24 protein-coding genes are annotated in these 20,916 nt (G+C 48.6%); 8 read left to right on the top strand and 16 right to left on the bottom strand.

Annotated features, from left to right (window positions below; translation table 11 throughout):
• Nucleotides 1–22: 22 nt before the first annotated feature.
• From ACNFN4_RS14240 to ACNFN4_RS14220, 5 genes are all read right to left on the bottom strand, one after another.
• Complete coding sequence (locus tag ACNFN4_RS14240) at nucleotides 23–1,003, bottom strand: glycosyltransferase family 2 protein (RefSeq protein WP_003155484.1); 981 nt, start codon at nucleotides 1,001–1,003, stop codon at nucleotides 23–25.
• Between the two features lie 210 nt (nucleotides 1,004–1,213).
• Nucleotides 1,214–2,074: an alpha/beta fold hydrolase gene (locus tag ACNFN4_RS14235; protein WP_022552789.1), complete on the bottom strand. Its 861-nt coding sequence runs from the start codon at nucleotides 2,072–2,074 to the stop codon at nucleotides 1,214–1,216.
• Nucleotides 2,067–2,402 (bottom strand): SdpI family protein, encoded by a 336-nt coding sequence (locus tag ACNFN4_RS14230; RefSeq protein ID WP_017419152.1) that lies wholly within the window; start codon nucleotides 2,400–2,402, stop codon nucleotides 2,067–2,069. The genes ACNFN4_RS14235 and ACNFN4_RS14230 overlap by 8 nt, the downstream gene beginning before the upstream one ends.
• Before the next feature lie 85 nt (nucleotides 2,403–2,487).
• Entirely contained in the window at nucleotides 2,488–3,015 is a 528-nt protein-coding gene (locus tag ACNFN4_RS14225) for an SH3 domain-containing protein (RefSeq protein WP_022552788.1), read from the bottom strand.
• Between the two features lie 131 nt (nucleotides 3,016–3,146).
• Nucleotides 3,147–3,416 (bottom strand): YfhJ family protein, encoded by a 270-nt coding sequence (locus ACNFN4_RS14220; protein ID WP_003155492.1) that lies wholly within the window; start codon nucleotides 3,414–3,416, stop codon nucleotides 3,147–3,149.
• A 123-nt stretch (nucleotides 3,417–3,539) separates the two neighbouring features.
• Between ACNFN4_RS14220 and ACNFN4_RS14215 the strand changes: the two genes are divergently transcribed.
• From ACNFN4_RS14215 to ACNFN4_RS14205, 3 genes are all read left to right on the top strand, one after another.
• Nucleotides 3,540–3,692: a small, acid-soluble spore protein K gene (locus tag ACNFN4_RS14215; RefSeq protein ID WP_003155495.1), complete on the top strand. Its 153-nt coding sequence runs from the start codon at nucleotides 3,540–3,542 to the stop codon at nucleotides 3,690–3,692.
• 228 nt (nucleotides 3,693–3,920) lie between these two features.
• Complete coding sequence (locus ACNFN4_RS14210) at nucleotides 3,921–4,832, top strand: trypsin-like serine peptidase (RefSeq protein ID WP_029973980.1); 912 nt, start codon at nucleotides 3,921–3,923, stop codon at nucleotides 4,830–4,832.
• Nucleotides 4,795–5,184, top strand: coding sequence for a DUF2606 family protein (locus ACNFN4_RS14205; RefSeq protein WP_022552786.1), 390 nt, complete (start codon nucleotides 4,795–4,797; stop codon nucleotides 5,182–5,184). The genes ACNFN4_RS14210 and ACNFN4_RS14205 overlap by 38 nt, the downstream gene beginning before the upstream one ends.
• A 39-nt stretch (nucleotides 5,185–5,223) precedes the next feature.
• Here the strand turns inward: ACNFN4_RS14205 and ACNFN4_RS14200 are convergent, their stop codons facing one another.
• The 3 genes from ACNFN4_RS14200 to recX all read right to left on the bottom strand — a co-directional run bounded on the left by ACNFN4_RS14200 (nucleotide 5,224) and on the right by recX (nucleotide 7,674).
• Nucleotides 5,224–6,417 carry an MFS transporter gene (locus ACNFN4_RS14200; protein ID WP_029973982.1) on the bottom strand — a complete coding sequence of 398 codons (1,194 nt, stop codon included), beginning with the start codon at nucleotides 6,415–6,417 and terminating at the stop codon, nucleotides 5,224–5,226.
• A 144-nt stretch (nucleotides 6,418–6,561) separates the two neighbouring features.
• Nucleotides 6,562–6,876 (bottom strand): YfhH family protein, encoded by a 315-nt coding sequence (locus ACNFN4_RS14195; RefSeq protein ID WP_007408553.1) that lies wholly within the window; start codon nucleotides 6,874–6,876, stop codon nucleotides 6,562–6,564.
• A gap of 6 nt (nucleotides 6,877–6,882) precedes the next feature.
• Nucleotides 6,883–7,674, bottom strand: a complete 792-nt coding sequence (gene recX, locus ACNFN4_RS14190; RefSeq protein WP_022552784.1) for a recombination regulator RecX — start codon at nucleotides 7,672–7,674, stop codon at nucleotides 6,883–6,885.
• Between the two features lie 91 nt (nucleotides 7,675–7,765).
• Between recX and ACNFN4_RS14185 the strand changes: the two genes are divergently transcribed.
• From ACNFN4_RS14185 to ACNFN4_RS14175, 3 genes are all read left to right on the top strand, one after another.
• Nucleotides 7,766–8,665 (top strand): TIGR01777 family oxidoreductase, encoded by a 900-nt coding sequence (locus tag ACNFN4_RS14185; RefSeq protein WP_448200266.1) that lies wholly within the window; start codon nucleotides 7,766–7,768, stop codon nucleotides 8,663–8,665.
• Nucleotides 8,666–8,722: 57 nt separating this feature from the next.
• The gene (locus tag ACNFN4_RS14180; RefSeq protein WP_003155504.1) at nucleotides 8,723–8,833 is read left to right on the top strand and encodes a YfhE family protein; all 111 of its coding nucleotides are present in this window, start codon (nucleotides 8,723–8,725) and stop codon (nucleotides 8,831–8,833) included.
• A 70-nt stretch (nucleotides 8,834–8,903) separates the two neighbouring features.
• Nucleotides 8,904–9,095, top strand: coding sequence for a YfhD family protein (locus ACNFN4_RS14175; protein WP_003155508.1), 192 nt, complete (start codon nucleotides 8,904–8,906; stop codon nucleotides 9,093–9,095).
• A gap of 39 nt (nucleotides 9,096–9,134) precedes the next feature.
• On the opposite strand, the gene ACNFN4_RS14170 is transcribed toward ACNFN4_RS14175, so the two are convergent.
• From ACNFN4_RS14170 to mprF, 3 genes are all read right to left on the bottom strand, one after another.
• Nucleotides 9,135–9,719: a nitroreductase family protein gene (locus ACNFN4_RS14170; RefSeq protein WP_007408549.1), complete on the bottom strand. Its 585-nt coding sequence runs from the start codon at nucleotides 9,717–9,719 to the stop codon at nucleotides 9,135–9,137.
• Between the two features lie 76 nt (nucleotides 9,720–9,795).
• Nucleotides 9,796–10,680 (bottom strand): PhzF family phenazine biosynthesis isomerase, encoded by an 885-nt coding sequence (locus tag ACNFN4_RS14165; protein ID WP_061861285.1) that lies wholly within the window; start codon nucleotides 10,678–10,680, stop codon nucleotides 9,796–9,798.
• Nucleotides 10,681–10,775: 95 nt separating this feature from the next.
• Nucleotides 10,776–13,346 carry a bifunctional lysylphosphatidylglycerol flippase/synthetase MprF gene (gene mprF, locus ACNFN4_RS14160; RefSeq protein ID WP_448200265.1) on the bottom strand — a complete coding sequence of 857 codons (2,571 nt, stop codon included), beginning with the start codon at nucleotides 13,344–13,346 and terminating at the stop codon, nucleotides 10,776–10,778.
• Between the two features lie 168 nt (nucleotides 13,347–13,514).
• On the opposite strand from mprF, the gene ACNFN4_RS14155 reads away from it, so the two are divergent.
• Both ACNFN4_RS14155 and ACNFN4_RS14150 read left to right on the top strand, forming a co-directional pair.
• Nucleotides 13,515–13,997, top strand: coding sequence for a MarR family transcriptional regulator (locus tag ACNFN4_RS14155; RefSeq protein WP_014417231.1), 483 nt, complete (start codon nucleotides 13,515–13,517; stop codon nucleotides 13,995–13,997).
• 108 nt (nucleotides 13,998–14,105) lie between these two features.
• Nucleotides 14,106–15,698 carry an MFS transporter gene (locus tag ACNFN4_RS14150; RefSeq protein WP_414971668.1) on the top strand — a complete coding sequence of 531 codons (1,593 nt, stop codon included), beginning with the start codon at nucleotides 14,106–14,108 and terminating at the stop codon, nucleotides 15,696–15,698.
• Here ACNFN4_RS14150 and bstA read toward each other — a convergent pair.
• From bstA to ACNFN4_RS14125, 5 genes are all read right to left on the bottom strand, one after another.
• Nucleotides 15,658–16,200 (bottom strand): bacillithiol transferase BstA, encoded by a 543-nt coding sequence (gene bstA / locus ACNFN4_RS14145; RefSeq protein WP_448200264.1) that lies wholly within the window; start codon nucleotides 16,198–16,200, stop codon nucleotides 15,658–15,660. The two genes, ACNFN4_RS14150 and bstA, sit on opposite strands and share 41 nt — an antisense overlap.
• Before the next feature lie 25 nt (nucleotides 16,201–16,225).
• Nucleotides 16,226–16,498: a ribonuclease inhibitor Barstar gene (locus tag ACNFN4_RS14140; RefSeq protein WP_031304057.1), complete on the bottom strand. Its 273-nt coding sequence runs from the start codon at nucleotides 16,496–16,498 to the stop codon at nucleotides 16,226–16,228.
• A gap of 22 nt (nucleotides 16,499–16,520) precedes the next feature.
• The gene (locus ACNFN4_RS14135; protein WP_448200263.1) at nucleotides 16,521–18,932 is read right to left on the bottom strand and encodes a PEP/pyruvate-binding domain-containing protein; all 2,412 of its coding nucleotides are present in this window, start codon (nucleotides 18,930–18,932) and stop codon (nucleotides 16,521–16,523) included.
• 257 nt (nucleotides 18,933–19,189) lie between these two features.
• A complete protein-coding gene (locus ACNFN4_RS14130; RefSeq protein WP_025650239.1) occupies nucleotides 19,190–20,278 on the bottom strand; it encodes an acyltransferase family protein in 1,089 nt (362 codons plus the stop codon).
• A complete protein-coding gene (locus tag ACNFN4_RS14125) occupies nucleotides 20,269–20,871 on the bottom strand; it encodes an NAD(P)H-dependent oxidoreductase (protein ID WP_007408540.1) in 603 nt (200 codons plus the stop codon). The genes ACNFN4_RS14130 and ACNFN4_RS14125 overlap by 10 nt, the downstream gene beginning before the upstream one ends.
• Nucleotides 20,872–20,916: the final 45 nt, after the last annotated feature.

The raw sequence follows: 20,916 nt of genomic DNA, 5'->3' as shown, positions 1-20,916 counted from the left end.
CCCTGCGCACAGCGGCGGCTGTTTAATGGTTCCACTTGCGCTTTTTTGTATAATTCGTTTCATTTTGTTCTCCATACGTTATATTCGCTTCTTTAATTAAGTAGTGCGGGCGTTTTTTTGTTTCATAGTAAATCCGGCCGATGTATTCTCCGATGATGCCGAGACTCAAAAGCTGGATGCCCCCTAAAAACAGCACGGCGGAAATAATGGTGAAGTATCCGGGTACGGACACGCCGTGTGTCAGAATATGAACAAAGGTCGTTACAATATAAACCATCGACAGAAGCAATATCAGAATACCGGTGAAAAAGCATACCCTCAGGGGCTTGTTGTTGAAGGAGACGACCCCGTCCATTCCGTAGTTGAACAGATTGCTGAATGACCATTTGGACGTGCCGTTCTTCCTTTCGACATTTTCATAAAATACGATTTTCTGGTCAAACCCGATCCAGCAGAACAGCCCTTTCGAGAAACGGTTCCCTTCACTCAGCTTCAAAAGGGCATCAACGGCCTGCCGGCTCAGCAGGCGGAAATCTCCGACCCCGTCACGCAGGTCCACTTCGACGGCTTTGTTGATAAATTTATAATACAGGGAAGAAAGCACGGAACGCACGGGGCTGTCCCCTTTTCGGTTGCGCTGCGCGATGACTTGGTCATACCCTTCTTCATAGCCTTGAATGAAGTCTTTCAGCAGATGGGTCGGATGCTGCAGATCGGCGTCCATCACGATTACCGCTTCGCCCTGCACGTGTTCAAATCCTGCCAAAATGGCCGCTTCTTTCCCAAAGTTGCGGGAAAAAGATATGTATTTGACGCGATGGTTTCTGGCGGCCAGTTCTTTAATCTGCTGAAGGGTGTCATCCGCGCTTCCGTCATTGATGTAGAAAATTTCATAGTCATAATGAATCGTCTGAAACTCTTTTTTTAAAGATTCATGGATGAGCTTGACATTGTTCCCTTCATTGTAAGACGGAATAATAATTGAGATTAACCTTTGTTTCATGAAGGCACCTTCTTTGTATTATTCTTTTTTTAGGACGTCCTTAAAGGAATTGTCCGCAAAACTTCAGTAAGGCTTTTCCTTTTTTTAATGACGTTTAAACCCTTTTTTTGTTACAGGGAAAGAAAATTTTTTCTGCATATGGTTTATATTTTGTCATGTTTTTCGGCAGATATGAGAAAAAAAAGAAAAAGTCTGTACGCGGGACAGACTTTATTGCTGAAGGTATTCGTGAATCAAATGGCTGACGATGCGCGGTTTTTCGTGAATGACCCAATGTGAGGCATCGTCTATAAAGATTAAGTCGCCGTTTGGAATCATCCGTTTTGTTTCCTTGGCAAGCTTTTTGCTCAGCGCGCGGTCATTGACGCCCCATATTAATCGGTACGGAACGGGCATTTTAAGCGGAACGGCAGGGCCTAAACCGCCGGCTCTGATCGCCCGGTACCAGTTCAGCATCGCCGTGAGCGCTCCTTTTCTGCCCCATGCTTCTTTGTAGCTGCCGATATCTTCCCGTGAAAAAAGCGCCGGGCGTTCGGATAAGCCGATCGCGTGATCCAATACGCGGTAATCGTCTTCAGACAATCTCCGTTCCGGCTTTTCCGGAAGCTGAAAGAACGCGATATAAGAGCTTTTCTTCCACTGCGGCGGGTAGAACGGTGTGACCTTCCGCATAACCGCCGGATGCGGGATATTGACCGTGATCAATTTTTCAACGTATTGCGGCCGCGTGGATGCCAAATGCCAGGCCACGGCTCCTCCCCAATCGTGGCCGATGACGACGGCTTTGTCATCTGTAAAATGCGTGATCAGCCCGATAATGTCGTCTCTGAGCGTATCAATGGTATAGTTTTCAATGCCCTCCGGTTTGTCACTGAGATTATAGCCGCGCTGATCAGGCACGACAACATGATATCCGGCATCCGCCAGCGGTTTGATCTGGCTCTTCCAGCCGTACCAGAATTCCGGAAACCCGTGCAGCAGCACCGCCAAAGGACCGTCTTTCGGACCGGCTGAAGCCGTGTGCAGCGTCACTCCGTTTGTTTCGATCATGTGAAACGTAATGTCATTCATCGATTCTCCTCCCCGTTTGTTTCAATCTTCTTTCTGTTAAGACGATGATCAGTACGCTGATCGCAATCAACAATACGGCCTGAACGATCAGGGCGAACGGCTGAGTCAGCCGGATAAGCAGGCTGCCCGCAAATCCAGCTGCCGCCGAAATAAGGCCGAACAAAATCATGAGGAGCGCACTGAATCGATTTCCTTCTCTCCACTGCGACTCATCCGCCATAGAGCGCTTCGTCCGATATCCGTACAGGCTGTTGATCGACTTCGGCGGAAAAAATGTGACTAAAATGCCGGCTGCAGCCATCAGAAGGCCGCCGATCACCATTATCATATCCCTCACTCTCCTTTTCATCTTTTACGAAAGGAAAGGCGGAAGGTTTCAGAAAAAAAGCAGGCTCATTCGCCTGCCTGAATCTTTATTTTTGAGTTAAGTCGGCCGTTTTCACATAACCTGCTTTCCCGCCGTATGTGATGTACGCCCATTTACGGTCAAACCCTCCGTCATGGCTGAACCCCCAGCCGAGCACATTGACGGTTTCACCCGCTTTAACGGACCCTTTTTTGCCGGTTTCCAAAGTCGGCGTATAAAAAGCGGTTTGTTTCGCCGTCACCGCCTTCATCGGCTGCTTCATCAGAAAATGTGTGGAGATATAGGCTTTGTGACCTTTGTAGTCAATCTCAGCCCAATCTGCTCCTTGAAGCCGTTTAACCTTTACAGAATCCTCTGAACGAAGCGTGCCGATAATCGGCCCTTGTTTATTTGGTTCTTTGCGGACGTTAAGTTCTCCTGCTTTCACGATATATGTATCTGCTGCGGTGTCTATTTTTGTCTGGTGAACTGCTGCGGCATTCGCTGCCGGATCGAAAAAAACGGTGCCTGCGGCTAAAAATAAGCAAAGTCCTGCGGCCGGAATAAATGCGGTTAACCCCTTTTTCATGTTCATTGTGGTTCCTCCCCGCTATTTTATAAGTTATTACACATTTCCACATTCCGCGGGTCGTCAAACATGATTTTCCCATTTCTTTTATAAAAAGAAAAAACCGCCGGACGATATCCGGCGGGCGCACTGCTATGTTAATGCAGGAGACCCCTGCTTTGATCCAAATAATGAGAAACGTCTTCCCGAACGCTCTGGAACATATGGAGCTTGCTGCCGTATGATTCGATCCATTCCTTGACGACGCGTTCCGTCATTTGCTCTCCTTGATACGGGCGGCCGGCTTTTGCGTAAGTCGCTTCGAAATCTCCCCATAAAAGCTCAACCCAAGTTCGCGCTTGCAAATAGCTGAGCATGTCATTTTTCTCAAGCAGCAAATTCGTCAGTTTGTCGATATATGTATTCATGTCTCTGTCTCCTTTCCTTGGGAAAACCTGCTGCTTTTACGCAGCTTGTCACAGGCATATACTAACTTTACGTCTTCAGTCCAGAAGGCGCAACCTTTTGATATTGGCCGAGGGGGAAAACAAATGGTCCGGAACAAGGCAAAAGGATTTCCTAATCAGAACAATAATAAGTTTGAAGGCGAACCGCGGGCAAAGGATGACTACGCTTCTAAACGGGCGGACGGTTCAATTAATTCGCACCCGCAAGAGCGCATGAGAGCTTCAGGCAGACGATAACACACACCGTAAGAGCGCATGAGAGCTTCAGGCAGACGATAACACACACCGTAAGAGCGCATGAGAGCTTCAGGCAGACGATAACACACACCGTAAGAGACCGGGAATGATCCGGTCTCTTTTTTGCGGAGAAAAACATTCTTTTGAGGTTATAACGCTAAATAAATTCCATAATATGTTAAATGTTCAACCGAAAGCCGGTAGACAAAAAAGGAGGGGTTTTATAAAATGAAGACAGTTTCCAAACGATTGCTGAGCCTTACCGCATTCTTACTGTCAGTTTCATTATTTGCTGTTTCAGCAGAAGCAGAGGGCAGCCCGCAGACATCTGTATCAAACAGCGGTGAGGAGTTTGACGCACATCTGAATCAGCCTGTACAAACAACACAGACATCCCCCGCTTATGAAGGAACGGGTCTCACCAAAAGACAGCTTGCACAAAACAGCAAAGCTGACATCAAGTCATTAAAGCCTTCCAGTATTATTGGGACAGACGAACGAATCAGAATTTCTCCTACAACATCATTTCCATATCGCGCGACAGCACAGCTGACCGTTACATACAGCGGCAGCACAAGCACTTACGGATGCACCGGTTTTTTTGTCAATGCCGACACGATCGTTACGGCGGGACATTGCGTGTATGATCAGAAAAACGGCTGGGCATCGAAAATTACGGCAGCTCCCGGCCGCAACGGGTCATCGTACCCGTACGGCTCTTATTCAGGAAAGACATTCTACAGTGTCAAAGGGTGGACAGAAAACGGTGACACAAACTATGACTACGGCGCAATCAAAGTAAACGGGTCGCCCGGGAATACTGTCGGCTGGTACGGCTACCGGACGACCAACAGTTCCAGTCCGGCCGGGCTTTCCTCAACCGTGACAGGGTATCCGTGCGACAAAGTGTCCGGTTCCATGTGGTCGGACAGCAAGCCGATACGTTCTGCCGAGACATATAAACTCACCTACACGACAGATACGTTCGGCTGCCAGAGCGGATCGCCCGTTTACCGCAATTACAGCGACACCGGCCAGACCGCCATTGCCATTCATACAAACGGCGGGTCGTCTTACAATCTGGGAACAAGGGTGACAAACAGTGTATTCGACAACATTCAATATTGGTCAAATCAATAAAGCTTTTGTTTTCTTGCTCGCCGCGGCCGTTTTATGCGGATGCGGCAAAGCGGATGATTCCGCCGCCAAAAAAGCACTGCCCGTTACGCTCCATGTTGAGGATGCAGACGGTTCACCGGCGGCCGGTGTGACGGTCACCGTGATGAAAGCGGCGGAGTCAGATCATCAGCCGAATATAGACCGCGGAGAGATAATAGGCAAGACTGATCACCACGGCGAGATTGCATGGAAAAGCGGCGCGAAAGGAACCTATACCGTCGTTTTTGAAAAAGACGGAGTACCGGAAACCAGGAGTATTTCCTTAGCTGAGAGTGATAAACATACGGTGATCAGCATTACATTGAAACACTGAAAAAAGCTTGCAGGCGGAATATCCCCTGCAAGCTTTTTGTTATCCTTTATGCACTTGGTATTCATAGACATCTTTCTTCTCAGACAGATGAGCGAACGTGGAAAGCACAAGGCCGAGAGCCGTCATCAGCGCACCGCCGGCAAACAGCCATGAGTAAGATCCCGTTCCCCCGAGAATCAATCCGCCGATCCAGGCGCCGAGCGCGTTTGCCAGGTTAAAGGCGGAAACGCTCACCGCAGCGGCGATTGTCGTGCCGTTTTCAGAGGAAGAAATAACCTTGGTCTGCAAAAGCGGCGGCGTGCCGAACGCACATGCGCCGAATAAAAATGTCGCTGAAACCGCGGCGGCTGGAAAAACGGCGATATAAGGAAAAATCGCCAAGACGCCGATCAAGCCGATCATCACACCGATCATCGTGCGCGTCAGCAGTTTGAGCGGCACTTTCCCCGCGAAGAAATTCCCCGCCACTCCGCCGAGACCGTAGGCGAATAATGCGCCTGTAATGCCGACTGTGCCGAACCCCGCTGAATCTCTTAAAATCGGCTCAATAAACGTGTAAGCGATAAATACGCCTGAGTAGCCGAGAATGGTGATCGCAAAGGAAAAAATCACTTGTTTATGCTTAAAGACACTCCATTCATTCATCAGCATCGGAATCACTTTCGGTTTCCGGTTCGGTACGACCAGCATCAGTCCGACCAGCCCGATCATGCCTAAAACGGAAATAATGAAAAAGACGGCCCGCCAGTTAAGAGCATCCCCTAAATAAGAGCCGAACGGGACACCGAGCATCAGCGCCACGGTTAATCCGCCGTTCATGGAAGCCGCGGCGGCGGAACGTTTTTCAGGCGGCACCATTTCACTCGCAAACACCATGGCGATCGCAAAAAAAGCTCCGTGGATGGATGCGGATAAAATTCTGGAAATCGCCAGCACGGCGAAGTTTGGCGCAAAGACGCTCATCAGGTTGGCAAGGACGAAGATGCCCATCAACCCTAGCAGCACCGGCTTTCTCGGCAGCTTAACCGCGATAATGGTTACGATCGGGCCCGTCAGGCAGACGCTTGCCGCGTACGCCGTAACAAGCATGCCCGCTGAAGATACATGTATATGAAAGTCATCGGCAATCGACGTCAGAATACCCATGACAGCATATTCCGTATACCCGATGGAAAATGTGCAAATCATTAAAACAAAAATCATTAATTTCACAGATGGCTGTTTCATTTTGATATTCAACGCAAATCGCCTCCTTTTTATTTAAAAAACAACGAATTCCATCTTAAAAGATATCAAAAATGAATTCAATCATTTTTTACTGAAAGGTTGAAACGAATGTGCCCGAAAAGAAAAAGAGGCCGGAACCGGCCTCTTTTGTTATTTTTTTTCTTTTAAAACGGAAATCGGCAGCGCTTCTTCCCCGTCAGACGGGGAAGATCTGTGTCCCCAGGCGAATACGCCGTTGATGTAATCAATGCGGAAAGTGTCATCAGAACCTTCTATCTGATACACCCCGCCGGGCCGAAAGTCTTCCGGGTTCAGCATGTAGGCTTTGGCCATCGTAATTTTCCGTTCAAGCACGGCCAGTTCATTTACAATACCCATCTGTTCCGCTTTTCGCGCTTTTTCCGTCAGTCCCGCAATTTCTGTCTGTAGTTCATGAGGCGTCATTTGACTGTATCGTTTGTCCATTTCAGTTTACTCCTCTTCCTGCAAGAATTGATCAATATCGTCAATCGAGAATCCTTTTCTGAATAAGTACTGTTTGACCTTCATTCCGCTTTCATAACTGCCGTCATAGCGGTATTTCCTGATCGCTTTTTCCGCATGAGCCTTCAGAGCTTCCATCTCGGCTTCATCATCATTTTCATACTCCGTCTGTTCCAGAGCGGCATTGATGACGTCGAAAGGGAAACCTTTTCGCTGAAGCTGCATCTGCGCCCGCTGTCTGATCTCTTTTGTGGACAGCTTTTTGTCTTTTTTGAGGATTTTGCCGATATGTTTCAGCGCTTCTTGTATTTGATCATCAAATGTAAACGCACTGAGCGTCTCCTTGATGGTATCGTCGTCTATTCCTTTCGCTTTCAGCTCGCGGAACAGGACGTCAGGGCCTTTGCCGTTTGTTTTTTTGTGGGTGCTCGCATAAGCTTCGGCAAATTCTTTGTCATTTAAGTAGCGGTAATCGTACAGTTTATGGATGACTTCAGAAATGACCATGTCCGGTGTTTCTTTTTTCTTCAGATGATCCCGGACTTCTTTTTCAGAGCGCATCCGGTATGATAAAAATTCTACGGCGCGGTTAAAGGCTTTTTTCACGTCATCGCCGTGCTGGATTTCAAGAATGTCAAGCTCGTCCAGTTCTTTCCCTTTCTTCAGGTCAAAACGCACAAGCACGTCCGCGTCGACGCTGAATGCATATTTCTCATCAAGAAAGATGTTGAAGCGCTCGGTATTTTTCTTTTGGGTCGATATTTTTGTAATAAACGGCATCCCGGTCTCCTTTCCCGCCCCGATGTTCAGGCGTTTTTCTTTTTGGCAAATGAGGTACAGTATATATATCAACGTGTAAGGAGAGATGGATATGAATATCGCGATGACAGGCGGCACCGGTTTTCTGGGCCGGCATCTGACAGGTGTGTTGACCCGCCGGGGACATCATGTCTATATTTTATCAAGAAAACAGAGAGAAACCGAACAAAAAAATGTGACATATGTTCAATGGCTGGCCGAAAACGCGGCGCCTGAGCGCGAGCTTCCCCCTATTGATGTATGGGTGAACCTCGCCGGCAAATCCATCTTTGACCGCTGGACGGACACAACGAAAGAACAAATCATCTCAAGCAGAATAGAAGCGACGAGAGAAGTCAGACGGATTATGAAGCAGCAGCCGAAAAAACCCCAGGCTTTGATTCAGGCCAGCGCCGTCGGCATTTACGGCACAAGCACAGAGAAAACATTCACCGAACAGTCCGATACGTCAAATGAAGACTTTCTCAGTCATACGGCTCATATGTGGGAACGTGAAGGCCAGAAAATTGAAGCGCTCGGCATCCGGACGGTATATGCCAGATTCGGGGTGATGCTCGGTGAAAAAGGCGCCCTGCCGCTCATGGTTCTCCCTTATAAGCTGTTAGCCGGCGGCACCATCGGCTCTGGACGGCAATGGCTGTCATGGGTTCATGTGGATGACGCCGCGGAACTTATTGCTTTTGCGGCGGAGCATGATGACTTGTCCGGTCCCATGAATGTGACATCGCCGAACCCCGTAGAAATGAAGCAATTCGGAAAGACGATCGCAGGCGTCCTGCACCGCCCCCATTGGATTCCCGTACCGGAACTTTTTCTGGAGAAGGCCTTGGGAGAAATGAGCCTGCTGATCGTAAAAGGCCAGCGCGCCCTGCCTAAGCAGGCGCTGACATCCGGTTTTCAATTTACGTATGAAGAGCTTGATTTCGCTTTAAAGGATCTCTTATCTGCATAAAAACGGAAATAAAAGCCAATCCTATTGGTATTCTGTTTTGAAGGAGGGTCTTCTTTTATGGAAAAGAAGCGCGAAAAACATCAACAGGGAGCCAATCTGAAAAAAATGCAGGAAGTCCTTTATTCCGGTGAATTCAAAAAAGCGGAAAGAGCAGCCAAACGGAAATAAACTGAATAAAGATCGGGACCGGGCAGATACTATGTTTGTTTGATATCACTTTTTTCAGGGGGCGATTGATATGGGCAGAAATCATACTCACAAAAACCGTGATAAAAACAAACAAAAACTTCCTCAAGTTCCGGATGCTTTGAAACGCGAAACAGACGGCACATATGAGGAATATTCAAGCGAGCTTGCTGATTCCGCTGACCGTGAAGCGCAGGCGCGGATGAAAGCCGCTGACAACAGAGCTAAAAGCAAAACCCGCTAATACGAAATCCCCGCCTCTGTATAGAGACGGGGATTTTTTTTACAGTTCGGTAAACAGGCTTTTTGCCGGCGTCCGTTCTTTCGCCTTAGGCTGTTCATCCGGATAGCCCGTTTGAATGATGGCGGCAAAGCGCTCATTGTCAGCAAGGCCGAAGTCTTGGTGCACCTGTTTGTCATACATAATGCGGCCGCTTTTCCAGACCATGCCGATGCCGTTTTCATGTGCGAGAAGCTGAAGGTTTTGAATCATGCCGCTCAGCGCCGCGAAATCATCGTTTCTCGTAAATTCATTTTCATCTTCTTTTAAGACGACCAACAAAAATCCCGGAACGGCGCTGAGGTTTTTTCTCATGTTCCGCTCTTTTTCCTCGTTGAAATCATCTTTTATCTTTTTGAAAAATGAGACGTAGCTGTCCGCAAGCTTTGCTTTTCCCGCTTCGCTTGCTGCGTAGATAAAACGCCACGGCTCCGTCAGTCTGTGGTTCGGTGCGTAAACGGCCGTTTCAAGCATATCTAATATGACTTCAGAAGGTACGGTTTCCGGTTTAAACGACCGGATGGATCTTCTGTTTCTGATTGTATGTGCAAGACTTTCGTTTTGCTGTAATTGTTCGGTTTTCGGCATGCCGATTCACCTTCCTATCCAAATGAAAATGATTATCATTTATAATATAACGGATACGACCGGCTTTTGTAAACCGTTACGGAAGCTGAAAATTAATTGTTTCGGCATACACGGCCGTTCCCGTCATCTTGATGTTCATCTTTTCGTTATCTTCTGTAATCCTGATTTCCACTTTTCCGTCTTTCCCGATTTCCTGGCCTTGTTCAATCGTGAGGCATTCGGCTTCGGAGCCTCCGTATTGCCGCATATAGGCTGCCATGACGCCTGAAGCGGTTCCCGTGACGGGATCTTCGGTCGTACCGGAGAAAGGGGAAGAAAAATGGCGTCCGTGCAGATCACTTTCCGGATGAACGGTTTCCAGAGAAAACGGATGAACGCTCGCTTTCGGAAGATCGCGCAAAATAGCGGGGAATTGTGCGTTGTCCGGCACCATATTCCGTGATGCTTTAAGTGATCTCAGCGGAACAATCAGTGTCCAGATCCCCGTTGATCCGTAAACAATCGGCAGCTCGCTGTGAAAATCCTCAGCCGTAATCCCGAGCGAGGCCGCAAGCTTTTCTTTGTCGCCCGTAAACGGCAGAAATTGCGGGGGAGCCTGTTCGAGCGTGATGTATACCCGGCCGTTTCGTTCAGCGGCTTTTACGGGAAGAATGCCGGCTTTTGTTTCAATTTGATATGCCTGATCAGCCTGAAGCCTTCCCTTTTCAATTAATGCGTAAAGAGAGGCGACAGTAGCATGTCCGCATAAATTCATTTCATGGCCGGGTGTAAAATAGCGGATGCGCAGATCGGCTTCTCCGCTTTTACAGAGAAATGAGGTTTCATTGTACCCTGCCATTTCGGCGATCATCTGCATCTCTTCATCTGAATAATCATCTCCGTTAAAGACGATTCCCGCGGGATTTCCCAAATCCGGAATATCGGAAAACGCTTCATATTTAAACACGGTTGCCTGTTTCATTCATCAGCCTTCCTTTCACCTTATGATCATGTTATTCAGTATAACAGAGTGAAATTAGAATTTTTAGTCAATTATTCAAAAAAAAAAGACGCCTTTTAACGGCGTCTTTTTTTGGTTTTTCCGATCAGGCGGGTGACGAGGATCATCGTGACGGACAGTGATCTGTTTTTGCGGTACGCCAAGTATTTCCCGCGCCACTCCGGTTTGTATTTTTCTTTAAAGGCCCGCAGCCCGCTGAAGCTGTACATATACCGGACGTTGTTGAAGATGACGGCCGCGATTCTTTCCGACCAGAAAGATGTAAAAGCCGTACCTACGTTTGACAAAGGCGCCATGCCCATATTGAAGGTGGTATAGCCTTTTTCCTGCGCCCAGAGAAACAGACGGATGAAAAGCGCGTCCATAATACCGTTCGGCGCGCTTTTCCGATAACGCATCAAGTCGACTGATATCTCGCCTTCCTGATACATCGGCATCAGGTTGGCAAAAGCAATGATCTCCCCTTCCGCGTCTTTCACGTAAGCAATCGGCGCCTGTTCCAGATAATCCCGGTCGAAGAAACCGAGGGAAAAACCTTTCTCTTTTTTCGGACCGAGCCATTCGTCCGAAATGTCTTTCAGCTTGCCGATAAACTCGGAGGAAAACGGCGGTTCCCCGACATGAAATGTGTAGCCTTCGCGGTCAAATTTGTTGTTAATCGCCCGCAGCCCCGCTTTTTTCTTACCTGAGAGCGTAAATGCCTCCATATCCACGAACGCTTCTTCTCCAAGCTTGAAGAAGTTATAGCCGAAGTCATGGTACAGCGCCAGATCTTCACGTTCGATCTGATAAAACATGACACTCAGCCCCTGCTTATGCGCTTCATTCAGAAATTCCTCAATCACAAGCGGAAAAGAGTCTCTCTGTCCTGACGGATCACCGAGCACGACAAGCCTTCTGGAAATCTGGCTGAACAATAAAAGCGCTTTGCCGTCGCTTGAGAAATAAAACCGCTTATCCCCGAGAAAGCCGAGATGGCTGAGGGCATTTCCGCCTTCTTCCGCCAAAAAGGACTTTAGCCGTTCAGGATCGGCCTCTTCTCCGATCGGCTTCGATCTTTTATGATAAAAGAACGTAAACACAAGGAAAAACAGCGGCACAACAATAATGGCCGTCATCGTGGCATATGTAATGTGCGAATTGTTATGGACGAAATAGTCGTGGCGCAGCAGCCGATTCATTTTATCCCAAATAAAGCCGGCAATGAGATTGTAGTTAAACAAGGCGATAATAAACAGAGCGGCCGCAAAAATCATCTGGCCGAGCGTATACGATGCCTGCTCTCTGATAAACTGCCGCTTTAACAGCACAAGCAATACGATGACGACAGGCAGAATAAAGATCGCGCTGATATTCATTCCTTTTAAGAAACTGAACACAAAACCGCCGACCAGCGCGGCAACCGCCATTGAATAAGAACGTTTCGTCCGTTTGTATAATTCAATCGGCAAAATTAATAGAATCAAAGCCGCGCTTAGCGATAACCCGTTAAACGCAAGGAGCGCCGGGCGCGGAATGTGCGGAATGACCGTCTCCCTGTCGATCGGCAGGGCGACGGACGCAAGCACGACGACTCCCGACACGAAAACCAAAAGCGACAGCGAACCGTAAAGCACCCTGATCAAGATAGCGCGCTGGAATACGAGAAGCACGTTCGTCGTTTCCACGGCAGGCGCCATCTTCGGATTTGATTCCAGCCGTTTCAGCGTATTTTCCGTTAAGTCGCCGGCCGCAAAGAACAGCCCGAACACAAACGGAATAAATGAATACACAATCCGGTAGATGACGATGGATGTCACGACCGCCTCCTGCGGAAAGCCCATATTCTGCATGCCGAGCAGAAACAGAAGGTCAAACGAACCGAATCCTCCCGGCACAAGGCTGATGATTCCCCCGATAGCGGCAATGGCAAATACCCCGAATACATGGCGGACATCCGCGTGAATTCCCATGACATACAGAGAATAATACATGACGACAGCCGCCGCGAACCATTCGGCAAACGATGCCCCGATGTAAGAAAAAACCGGATGCCTCGGTTTTGCTTCACCGTCTTCTGCGCCAGCTTTTTTATTGTTGATCCCAGCGGCGATTAAGGCTGCCGGCACAATAAGCGCCACTCCCGCGATAACAGCCCACAGCCACGGTTTCTCACCTGTAATCTCTCCAACCGGCAGAACCCGGGCGATGGTCAGGATACTGAAGACGGACAGCCCGAGCAGCGCTGAGGACGTAAGCCAGGCGATGCCTGCGACGAGGCGTTTTACGTCATTCGTATGTTCTTTGTAAAGCATCGTCCGCAGCCCGACGCCCGCCAGACCGCCGAATCCAAGGACATTGTTAAAGGAATTGGCGATAAAGGAGACCCTGAATACTTTCCAATTCGGAATGTTGAGGCGAAGCGTCCGTTTCAGCACAAAGTCATAAAAGGACATCGCGCTGACGGCAAGAAGGCCGAGCAGAACGAGAATAAATAAATCGTAACGCTCAATCCCGTTAATAATGTACAGCGTTCGTTTAAAAGAAAGGTCTGTCAATTCCTTTTTGGACTGATAAATGACTAAAAGCAAAACTGCAATAGGAAATAATACTTTTAATATCGATAAGGCATTCTTTTTAGTCAGCAATGTTCTCTCCAATCATCATAAAATAGCTTATTTATTATAATTCCCCCAATAATCTCCAACATATTATACACTACCACCTCACATTCAAACAAAACTCGCCTGCAACTTTCTTTCTCTGATTAAAATCAGTAATATGGTATGCAGGAGTATGAATGAGGAAGTGAGACGATGGATTATAATCTGCATGATACAACAGTATTAGGCGGCGATATTTTTTCTCCTGAGGAACGGGATATTTGGGTGCTGTACATGAAAGTGATGACATCGGCGGGACTCGGCGATGTGTCGGAGTGGATGAAGCTTGATATGAGCATGCCGCAAATGAAGGTGCTGATGCTTCTGAACAACCACGGGACGCTTAAGGTGAGTGACATAGCGGAGAAAATGGGCGCTTCCCTTTCAAATACGACGGGGCTGCTTGACCGTTTAGAAAAATCATGTTTCATTACACGCGCTCCGTCAGAAGAAGACCGCCGTTCAGTCGTCGTTCAATTAACGGAAAACGCGAAAGATATTTTCCGCAGCCTTTATCAAAAAGGACATGTAAAATTGAAGCGTTCATTGGAAACGCTGACCGCTGAAGAAAAACAAACGGTCAATCAAGGGCTTGCCATTTTGGCAAGAGCGCTTGATTCTTCCAAACAGGGATAGAGATGAAAAAGGCCTGCCGGTATCGGCGGCCTTTTTTTGTTTGACATTTAATTCACTCAAAATGAATAATATATTTGAAGTGAATTAAAAACGGAAGGATTGATCAGTATGCCGGAGCCTTTGCAAACAGAAAAAAACCAGCGCCGGGCCATCACTCTCTTTACGATCGGTGTGTTCATGGCGGCGCTGGACAACGGAATTATTTCCGCTGCTCTGACGACGATTAACAGCTCTTTTGATGTTTCTCCTTCATGGGGATCGTGGGGAGTGACCCTTTACACATTGGGACTCAGTGTCAGTGTGCCGATTGTCGGCAAGCTGTCGGACCGATACGGGCGGAAAAAGCTGTTTATGATTGAAGTCGGGCTGTTCGGACTCGGCTCTTTGCTTGTCGCACTCAGTCAGAGCTTCCCGATGTTTTTGGCGGCACGGCTCATTCAGGCGCTTGGCGGCGGCGGAATTTTTATAATCGGGAGTTCGCATGTGCTGGCCGTGCTTCCGAAGGAGAAACAGGGGAAAGCTCTCGGGCTTTTAGGGGCGATGAACGGTATGGCGGCCGTCCTCGGACCGAATATCGGGAGCTTTTTGCTTGATGTAACCGGGTCGTGGCATTGGCTGTTCTTAATTAACCTGCCGATTGCCGCCGCTTTGGTTGTGTGCGGCGGTTTGTTTATCGCTGAAACGAAAGAGCCTGAGGCGAAACGGCTTGACCTCGCCGGCACAATGCTGCTGTCTCTTGCGATCTTATCTTGCATGATCGGTATCACGAATCTCGATGGGGCGAAGCTGTCAGAAAGCATAATGGACGTAAAGGTGTACGGGTATCTTTTGGGATCGGCACTTCTCTTTCTGGTGCTGCTTAAGGTCGAAAGGCGGGTTGAAAACCGAGGGGGCGATCCGATTCTCGCCTACTCGCTGCTGCAAAATAAAGTGTTTCAATGGACGCTCGTCATCGGATTTTTATCGGGAGGGCTGCTCGCTGCGGTCATTTTTATTCCTTCTTATGCGGAGCAATATTTGCACGTATCGGCGGAGAAAGCGGGTTATTGGATGACGCCGCTCGCTTTGGCGTCAGGCATCGGAGCGTGGCTCGGCGGGGCGATCACGGATAAAAAAGGGCCGGTCTTTTCCGCGGTTGTATCAGGCGCCATCGCATTTGCCGGCTTCAGCCTGTTTCCGTTATGGGTGACGGATAAATGGGAATTTGTCATAGCGAGTGTCATTGCGGGGATCGGTTTCGGATTTCTGCTCGGGGCTCCGCTGAATGTGCTTGTATCAGAAACGGCGGGCCAAAACAAAGGAACAGCGCTAGGCACGCTGTCACTCGTAAGGCAGGTCGGGCTGACGCTCGCTCCGGCTTTATATGCCGGCTTCATTACAGCGGGCTTTGACCGGATCGGAGATGACATCAAAAACCGTTTAGCGAAAAGCGGCATTCCCGCTGATCAGGCGCAAACGCCCGATATCGGCGGCGGACTTTCTTCGTTGCAGGAGCAGGTAAGCCGAATCCCCGTTCCCGCCGTCAAAAAAGCGGTTTCTGATGCGATTGAAGCAGGCATTTCCAGCGGCTACCACCATCTTTATACGGCAGCCGCCGTTATTTCATTATGCACGATTGTGTCTGCGGCTGTTTTGGCGTTTTTCCGGAAGCCGGCATCCTCTAAGACAGATGCCAGCCCATCCGCCGGGAAAGCTCAGTAATATGGGCGATGTGATGTTCAGAGTGCCAGACATATAGTCCGAGCGCCTGTTCCAGCGTAACCGTCTCTTTAGACACAGGATGGAAGTATGTCCGTTTGAATTGGGCTTCCGTCATGGAGCGCAAAAGAGCGGCCCATCTTCTGTGCAGGAGCGTTAACAGCTCAAGCGCATCCCCGCAAGCGGCGGTTTTGGAATCATGAAGATCAGCCCAGCCTTTTTCATCATAAGGACGGATTTCCGGTTCATTCTCCGTTAAGCTCAATTTAAACCGAGTATAGCCGTTCATGTGGCTGTCCGCCAGATGGTGAACCACTTGGCGGACAGTCCATCCCCCTTCGCGGTACGGCGTATCAAGCTGACTGTCCGACATCGCTCTGACAGCTTGTTTCAGTTTGACCGGAGCGTACTCCAGCGCATTGATCCATTCTTGTTTCTGCCGGGCCGAAATCGATTCATCCGGCTGATATTCTCCAATCGGATAGTTGAGGGTTTGTTTTTCCATATCTGTCTCTCTCCCGCTGATCGTATTATGAAAGTATGATGGTGATGTCGCAGCCTTCCGCTTTCGCTTCACGAAAGACCTGAAGCACACTCTCGGCGCCATTTTCTGTAAGCTGCTTGCTTTGTTCAAACTGGCTCCATTCTAAAACGAGGGGGTATTCCACCCAGCCGGTCAGACAATCCCATAAAGCGTCAAGGTTTTCACCGTAGTATTCAGGAAGGGCAAGTTCCTTTTTCAATGTCTGATGCAGGTCGCTCATACTTCTGATTTCCTCCCCGTTAATAACTGCTTTATTCATGCGCGGCTCCTTTCCCATGATTTTATTCTATCAGTTTACCATTTTCCTCTTCAGAAGTGGCCGGAGTCTGCCGCGGTTCCAGCTGGACGATGCCTTGCCCGCCGTCAACGGCCACCCTGTCCCCCGTTTTCAGTTTTGACGTTGCATTTCCGCACCCTACAACGGCAGGAATCCCAAGTTCCCGGGCGACGATCGCCGCGTGGGACAGAGGGGCGCCGACGTCCGTTATGATGGCAGCCGCTCTCGGAAAAAGCGGGGTCCAGCCTACATTGGTTGTCGAAGTCACTAAAATTTCCCCCGCCGCAAAAGAATCCCCGTCTTCCGGAGCATCAAGGACACGGACAATGCCCTCCACTCTCCCGGCCGCTCCCGCGAAACCTTTTAAAGTATGCGCATCATCAGTTTCCGCAGGCATAAAAGCATCGTAATAATCCGCTCTTCTGTCAGGCTCCTCAGCCCATTTAAACGGATTGAATTTTCCGTTAATAACGGATGGGAACGGCGGCAGTTTTTTATAGGTTTCATAGTTTTGCTTTCTCGCTTGAATCGACGCAACCGCCGGCTCTTTCCCCGCGAGCAGATCGGTTATTTCATGCAGATACAAGAAGAAAATGTCGTCCTTCATGCCGGTCATTTCCGCCGCTCTGAGCGCGAATGCTCTGGCTGTCCGGTACACCCTGACAAATTCGGATCTGGTTGTTTCTCTAATATTCGCGTATTCTGACGCTTTTTCCATTTTGGCTTTGAGCCATTTGACCTTATGAGGAAACTTTTCTTCAAATCTTCGGAAGGCCTGTTCATGCGCCCGCTGCTGTTTCAAAAGCAGTTGTTCGGCATCAATACCCGACTCCTTGTGTTCTTTGATCTGCTTCGTCAGCCAATCCCGGTTTTCTCCCGGATGCGGTATGGAAAGTTCGTATTCATGCGGGCCTCGGTGGCCTTGGTTCCTGAGATATTCTTCCTCGCTCATACGGCCTTTTATGACTTGATCAATGCCGATAATCGGCTCCAGGCTGGCCAGTCCGCCTTTTCCCCTCAGATTGGAAAGCAGGAGATTCGCATCTTCTATTCCTGCGAGTTTTGTTAATTGAGAGGTTAATGACGAAGAGGATTGCGCAGAATCACGCCCGCCGGATATTAACGCAAACCACGCGTTGCATAAATACGGATAGATCTCATTGTTCCATATCGCTAATAATGCCCGCTCCGTTTCGGCACGTTTCAGCTTTTCCTCAATATTCCGGCACCACTCCGGCGATTCGTCCAAATAGGAGGACATGTTTTTTTTCGCGTGCTTCATTTTCGACAGATACGGTTTCAGTTTTTTCGAGATGATCTTCAAAAGTTCATACTTTGAGAACGGATATAAAGGAATCTTCATTTCCGCCGGGATTTCTCCCAATGTATCGCTCATCATTTTTCCTATTTTACCGCCTTTCGGATTCAGGCCGAAAGCGGCGAGAACGGAAAGAGGCTGGCTCATATTGTTATAGGCTCTGCCGCAAATATTGCCGGACCAGACATAATAGCCCGGAATGATGCCCGACTCTTCATCCAGATTCCGGAGGAGCGACCATGTCAGCGGCGTCATCACATCGGGAATCGCTTCTCCTATATTTGTGTTTGTCCATAAAAAATCACCGCTGAAAGAATCATTCCATTCATAGGTTTCCAGATTTCCGGCTTGTAAGGTCGTAATCGGGCGGGATTGAAGAATATACAATGTCCCGCCCGCGGCGGCCCATTCAATATCCTGCGGCCCTCCGAGATCTTTTTCCAGCTTTTTCGCCAGTTTATAGAGCTTTGACGCATATTTGCGAAATTCTGCGGGGCCGTCATATTTTTTCTTGGGCCGTGCCAGTTTAAAAGAATAGGCATCAGCTTCCCCGGAAACAAGCTGCTCCCCGAGACCGTAGACGTAATTGCCTGTCATCTCCCGCCTGCTCCCCGTAATCGGATCTGCGGTAAACAGCACTCCGGATATCTCACACGGTATCATCAGCTGGATGACGATTGCGATTTCATGCTCATCTTCCATTCCCTGAACGGCGCTGTACGCTTTTACCCTTTCTGACTGTGCCGATCGGCGGACTTCATCAATCGCCCTGGACATGTCTTGATCTGTTTTGACATTCAACACCGTATCGAATTCTCCGGCAAAGGAAGCCTGAGCGGAATCCTCGCTCAGCGCGGATGAGCGTACGGCAAACAACGCAGAAGCATGGCGGCTGCGGATGGAATTCACATATTGATCAATAGCCTCTCTCGCCTGATGGCGGAGCTGTCCGTCCTGAAAGGCTGACGGCAAAATCACAAACCCTTCAGGCACAGGATACCCGCTTTGATACATTTTAGAGAGAATGCTTCCTTTTCCCCCCGCAAAGGAATAAAGTTCGGCCGGAAGTTCTCCGAATGTTTTGACACAGTCATTCATAATGTCCCCGCTCCTTTTTAGTCGTTCATCCAAGCTCACAGTTTTTCTCTTTTTCACTTTTTTTGAAAGTATTTCCTATAAGTATACATTATATCGGTCTTCACAAGGGAGAAAATCGATGGCGTTATTTTGTCATAAATGCATCCGTCAAAACGGCCGCAGGCGGGGGTCTGTGTTTGCAGGATGTACAACTATCCGTCCTCGTGCCTGATAAATCGGACCCGTATCAAAAAGGCGGCCGAAACGCCGCCTTTTTTTCAGACTGTGCGGCCTTGATGCGCCGCCGTATTTCTTTTGGTCTGCTTCGGCTGATACACTTTCCCGACAAACAGGTATCCGTATCTGAAATGGTTGCACACCCAAGATACGAAAATGGGACCGAGCGTGCAGATCAAAAATAAAAGAAGAATGGCAGCCGCTAAAGGCATTGACCGCAAATAGCCTTCCAGAAGATATCCGCTGATTAAAAAGTAGGAGTGCAGCAGATAGATTGAAAACGAATAGTTGCTGATCATCATCACAATCGCGGGCACTTTTTTGAGCTTTGAAAACAGATGAAAACACAGAAAGATCATACTGACCGCGTAAATCATAATATCCGGACGCTTAGAGGAAATGGAGCCGCCGCTGATATATGAAACGGCCACAATCAATATTGCCGATACGGCCGCACTGAAGTAAACCGCATAACGGTACTGATTGATAAGCGCTAAAAAACGCGGATATTCCTTTCCGCAATAAAATGCCAGACAGAAATAAAACACCCAGCCCGGAAACGGAACCCAAAAGAACGGAAAAATAGAATCAAGCCCCGATGATGCCGGCGGATGAAAGATGGAAAAGTAAGCCAGATAGACGGCGTTGATGATAAATGAAACAGACAGCACCCACACGGGAGATGTGTTGTTCAGCCAGCGGTGCAGCAGCATATGGAGAATGTAAAATTGAAAGATCACAAGAATGAAGTAGCCGATGAAGTTTCCTAAAAACACATTTTCTAAAAATTTACCGATCACTGAAACGAATCCGGCTCCTTCTTCCGCCACGCTTTTCATTAAAATGGCATCCACCGCGGCAATAAACAGAAACGGCACGAAAATGACTTTGCCCCTTTTCTTTAAAAAACCAGCGGGAACGCCTCCCGGGTATGACCTGGCAAGCAGAAATTCCGAAATAAAGATAAACGCCGGCGTGCTGAACATCAACAGGGTCCGAAAAGCATCAACCGTATGGGCGGCACTGGCTAAGGACTCTTCCTGAATCATCAGCACCATTGAAACAACGTGAAGCAGAACGACACTTAAACAGGACAGGCAGCGAATCACGAAAATTTCTTTTATCTGCATGCGGCCGCTCCTTTTTCACAAGCGCGCCGGACTTTAGCGTATGCTTGGCGCAGCCATTTTTCCCGCAGCTCGGGTGTGCTCGTTTTGACGACAGAAAAAAGGTTCCGCTCGGCTTTTTGAATGCCGCAAAATTGCAGAATGCCTTTTTTCAGCGTAATCCAGTCCGAGTTTTTCCGGAACCACTTTAAGTACCAGCCCGGGGAATCCGCCGTATAAAAGACCTGTGCCGTCTCTGCCCGGAGCAGTCCTTTTACGCGGCCGTTTTCATATGTGTAGGCTTCTCCGGCGACAAGCACTCTGTCAAAAAAGCCTTTCATAATCGCCGGAACGCCTCCCCACCACAGCGGGTAGATGAAAATGAGATGATCCGCTTCTTTCATCAGTTTCCGGTATTTCTTCGTTTCAGCGTCCCGGTTCATGTCAGAGCGCTTTTTTTCGCCGCCGTACTTCAGCACGGGATCAAACTGGTCGGCGTATAAGTCAATGACCGTATAGCTTTGGCCGCTGTCCTTTAAAGCCATGACGACGTATTTTACGAGAGCCGCATTGAAACTGTTCTCATCCGGGTTTGCATACACAATCACCGTCTTCATATGTCCCTCCCAATATTTATTAATTTTTACAATGATTATATCATG

Source organism: Bacillus sp. N1(2025) (assembly GCF_053470005.1).
Note: the sequence above shows the minus strand (reverse complement) of the source record. Positions and strands in the feature narration are given on the sequence as shown.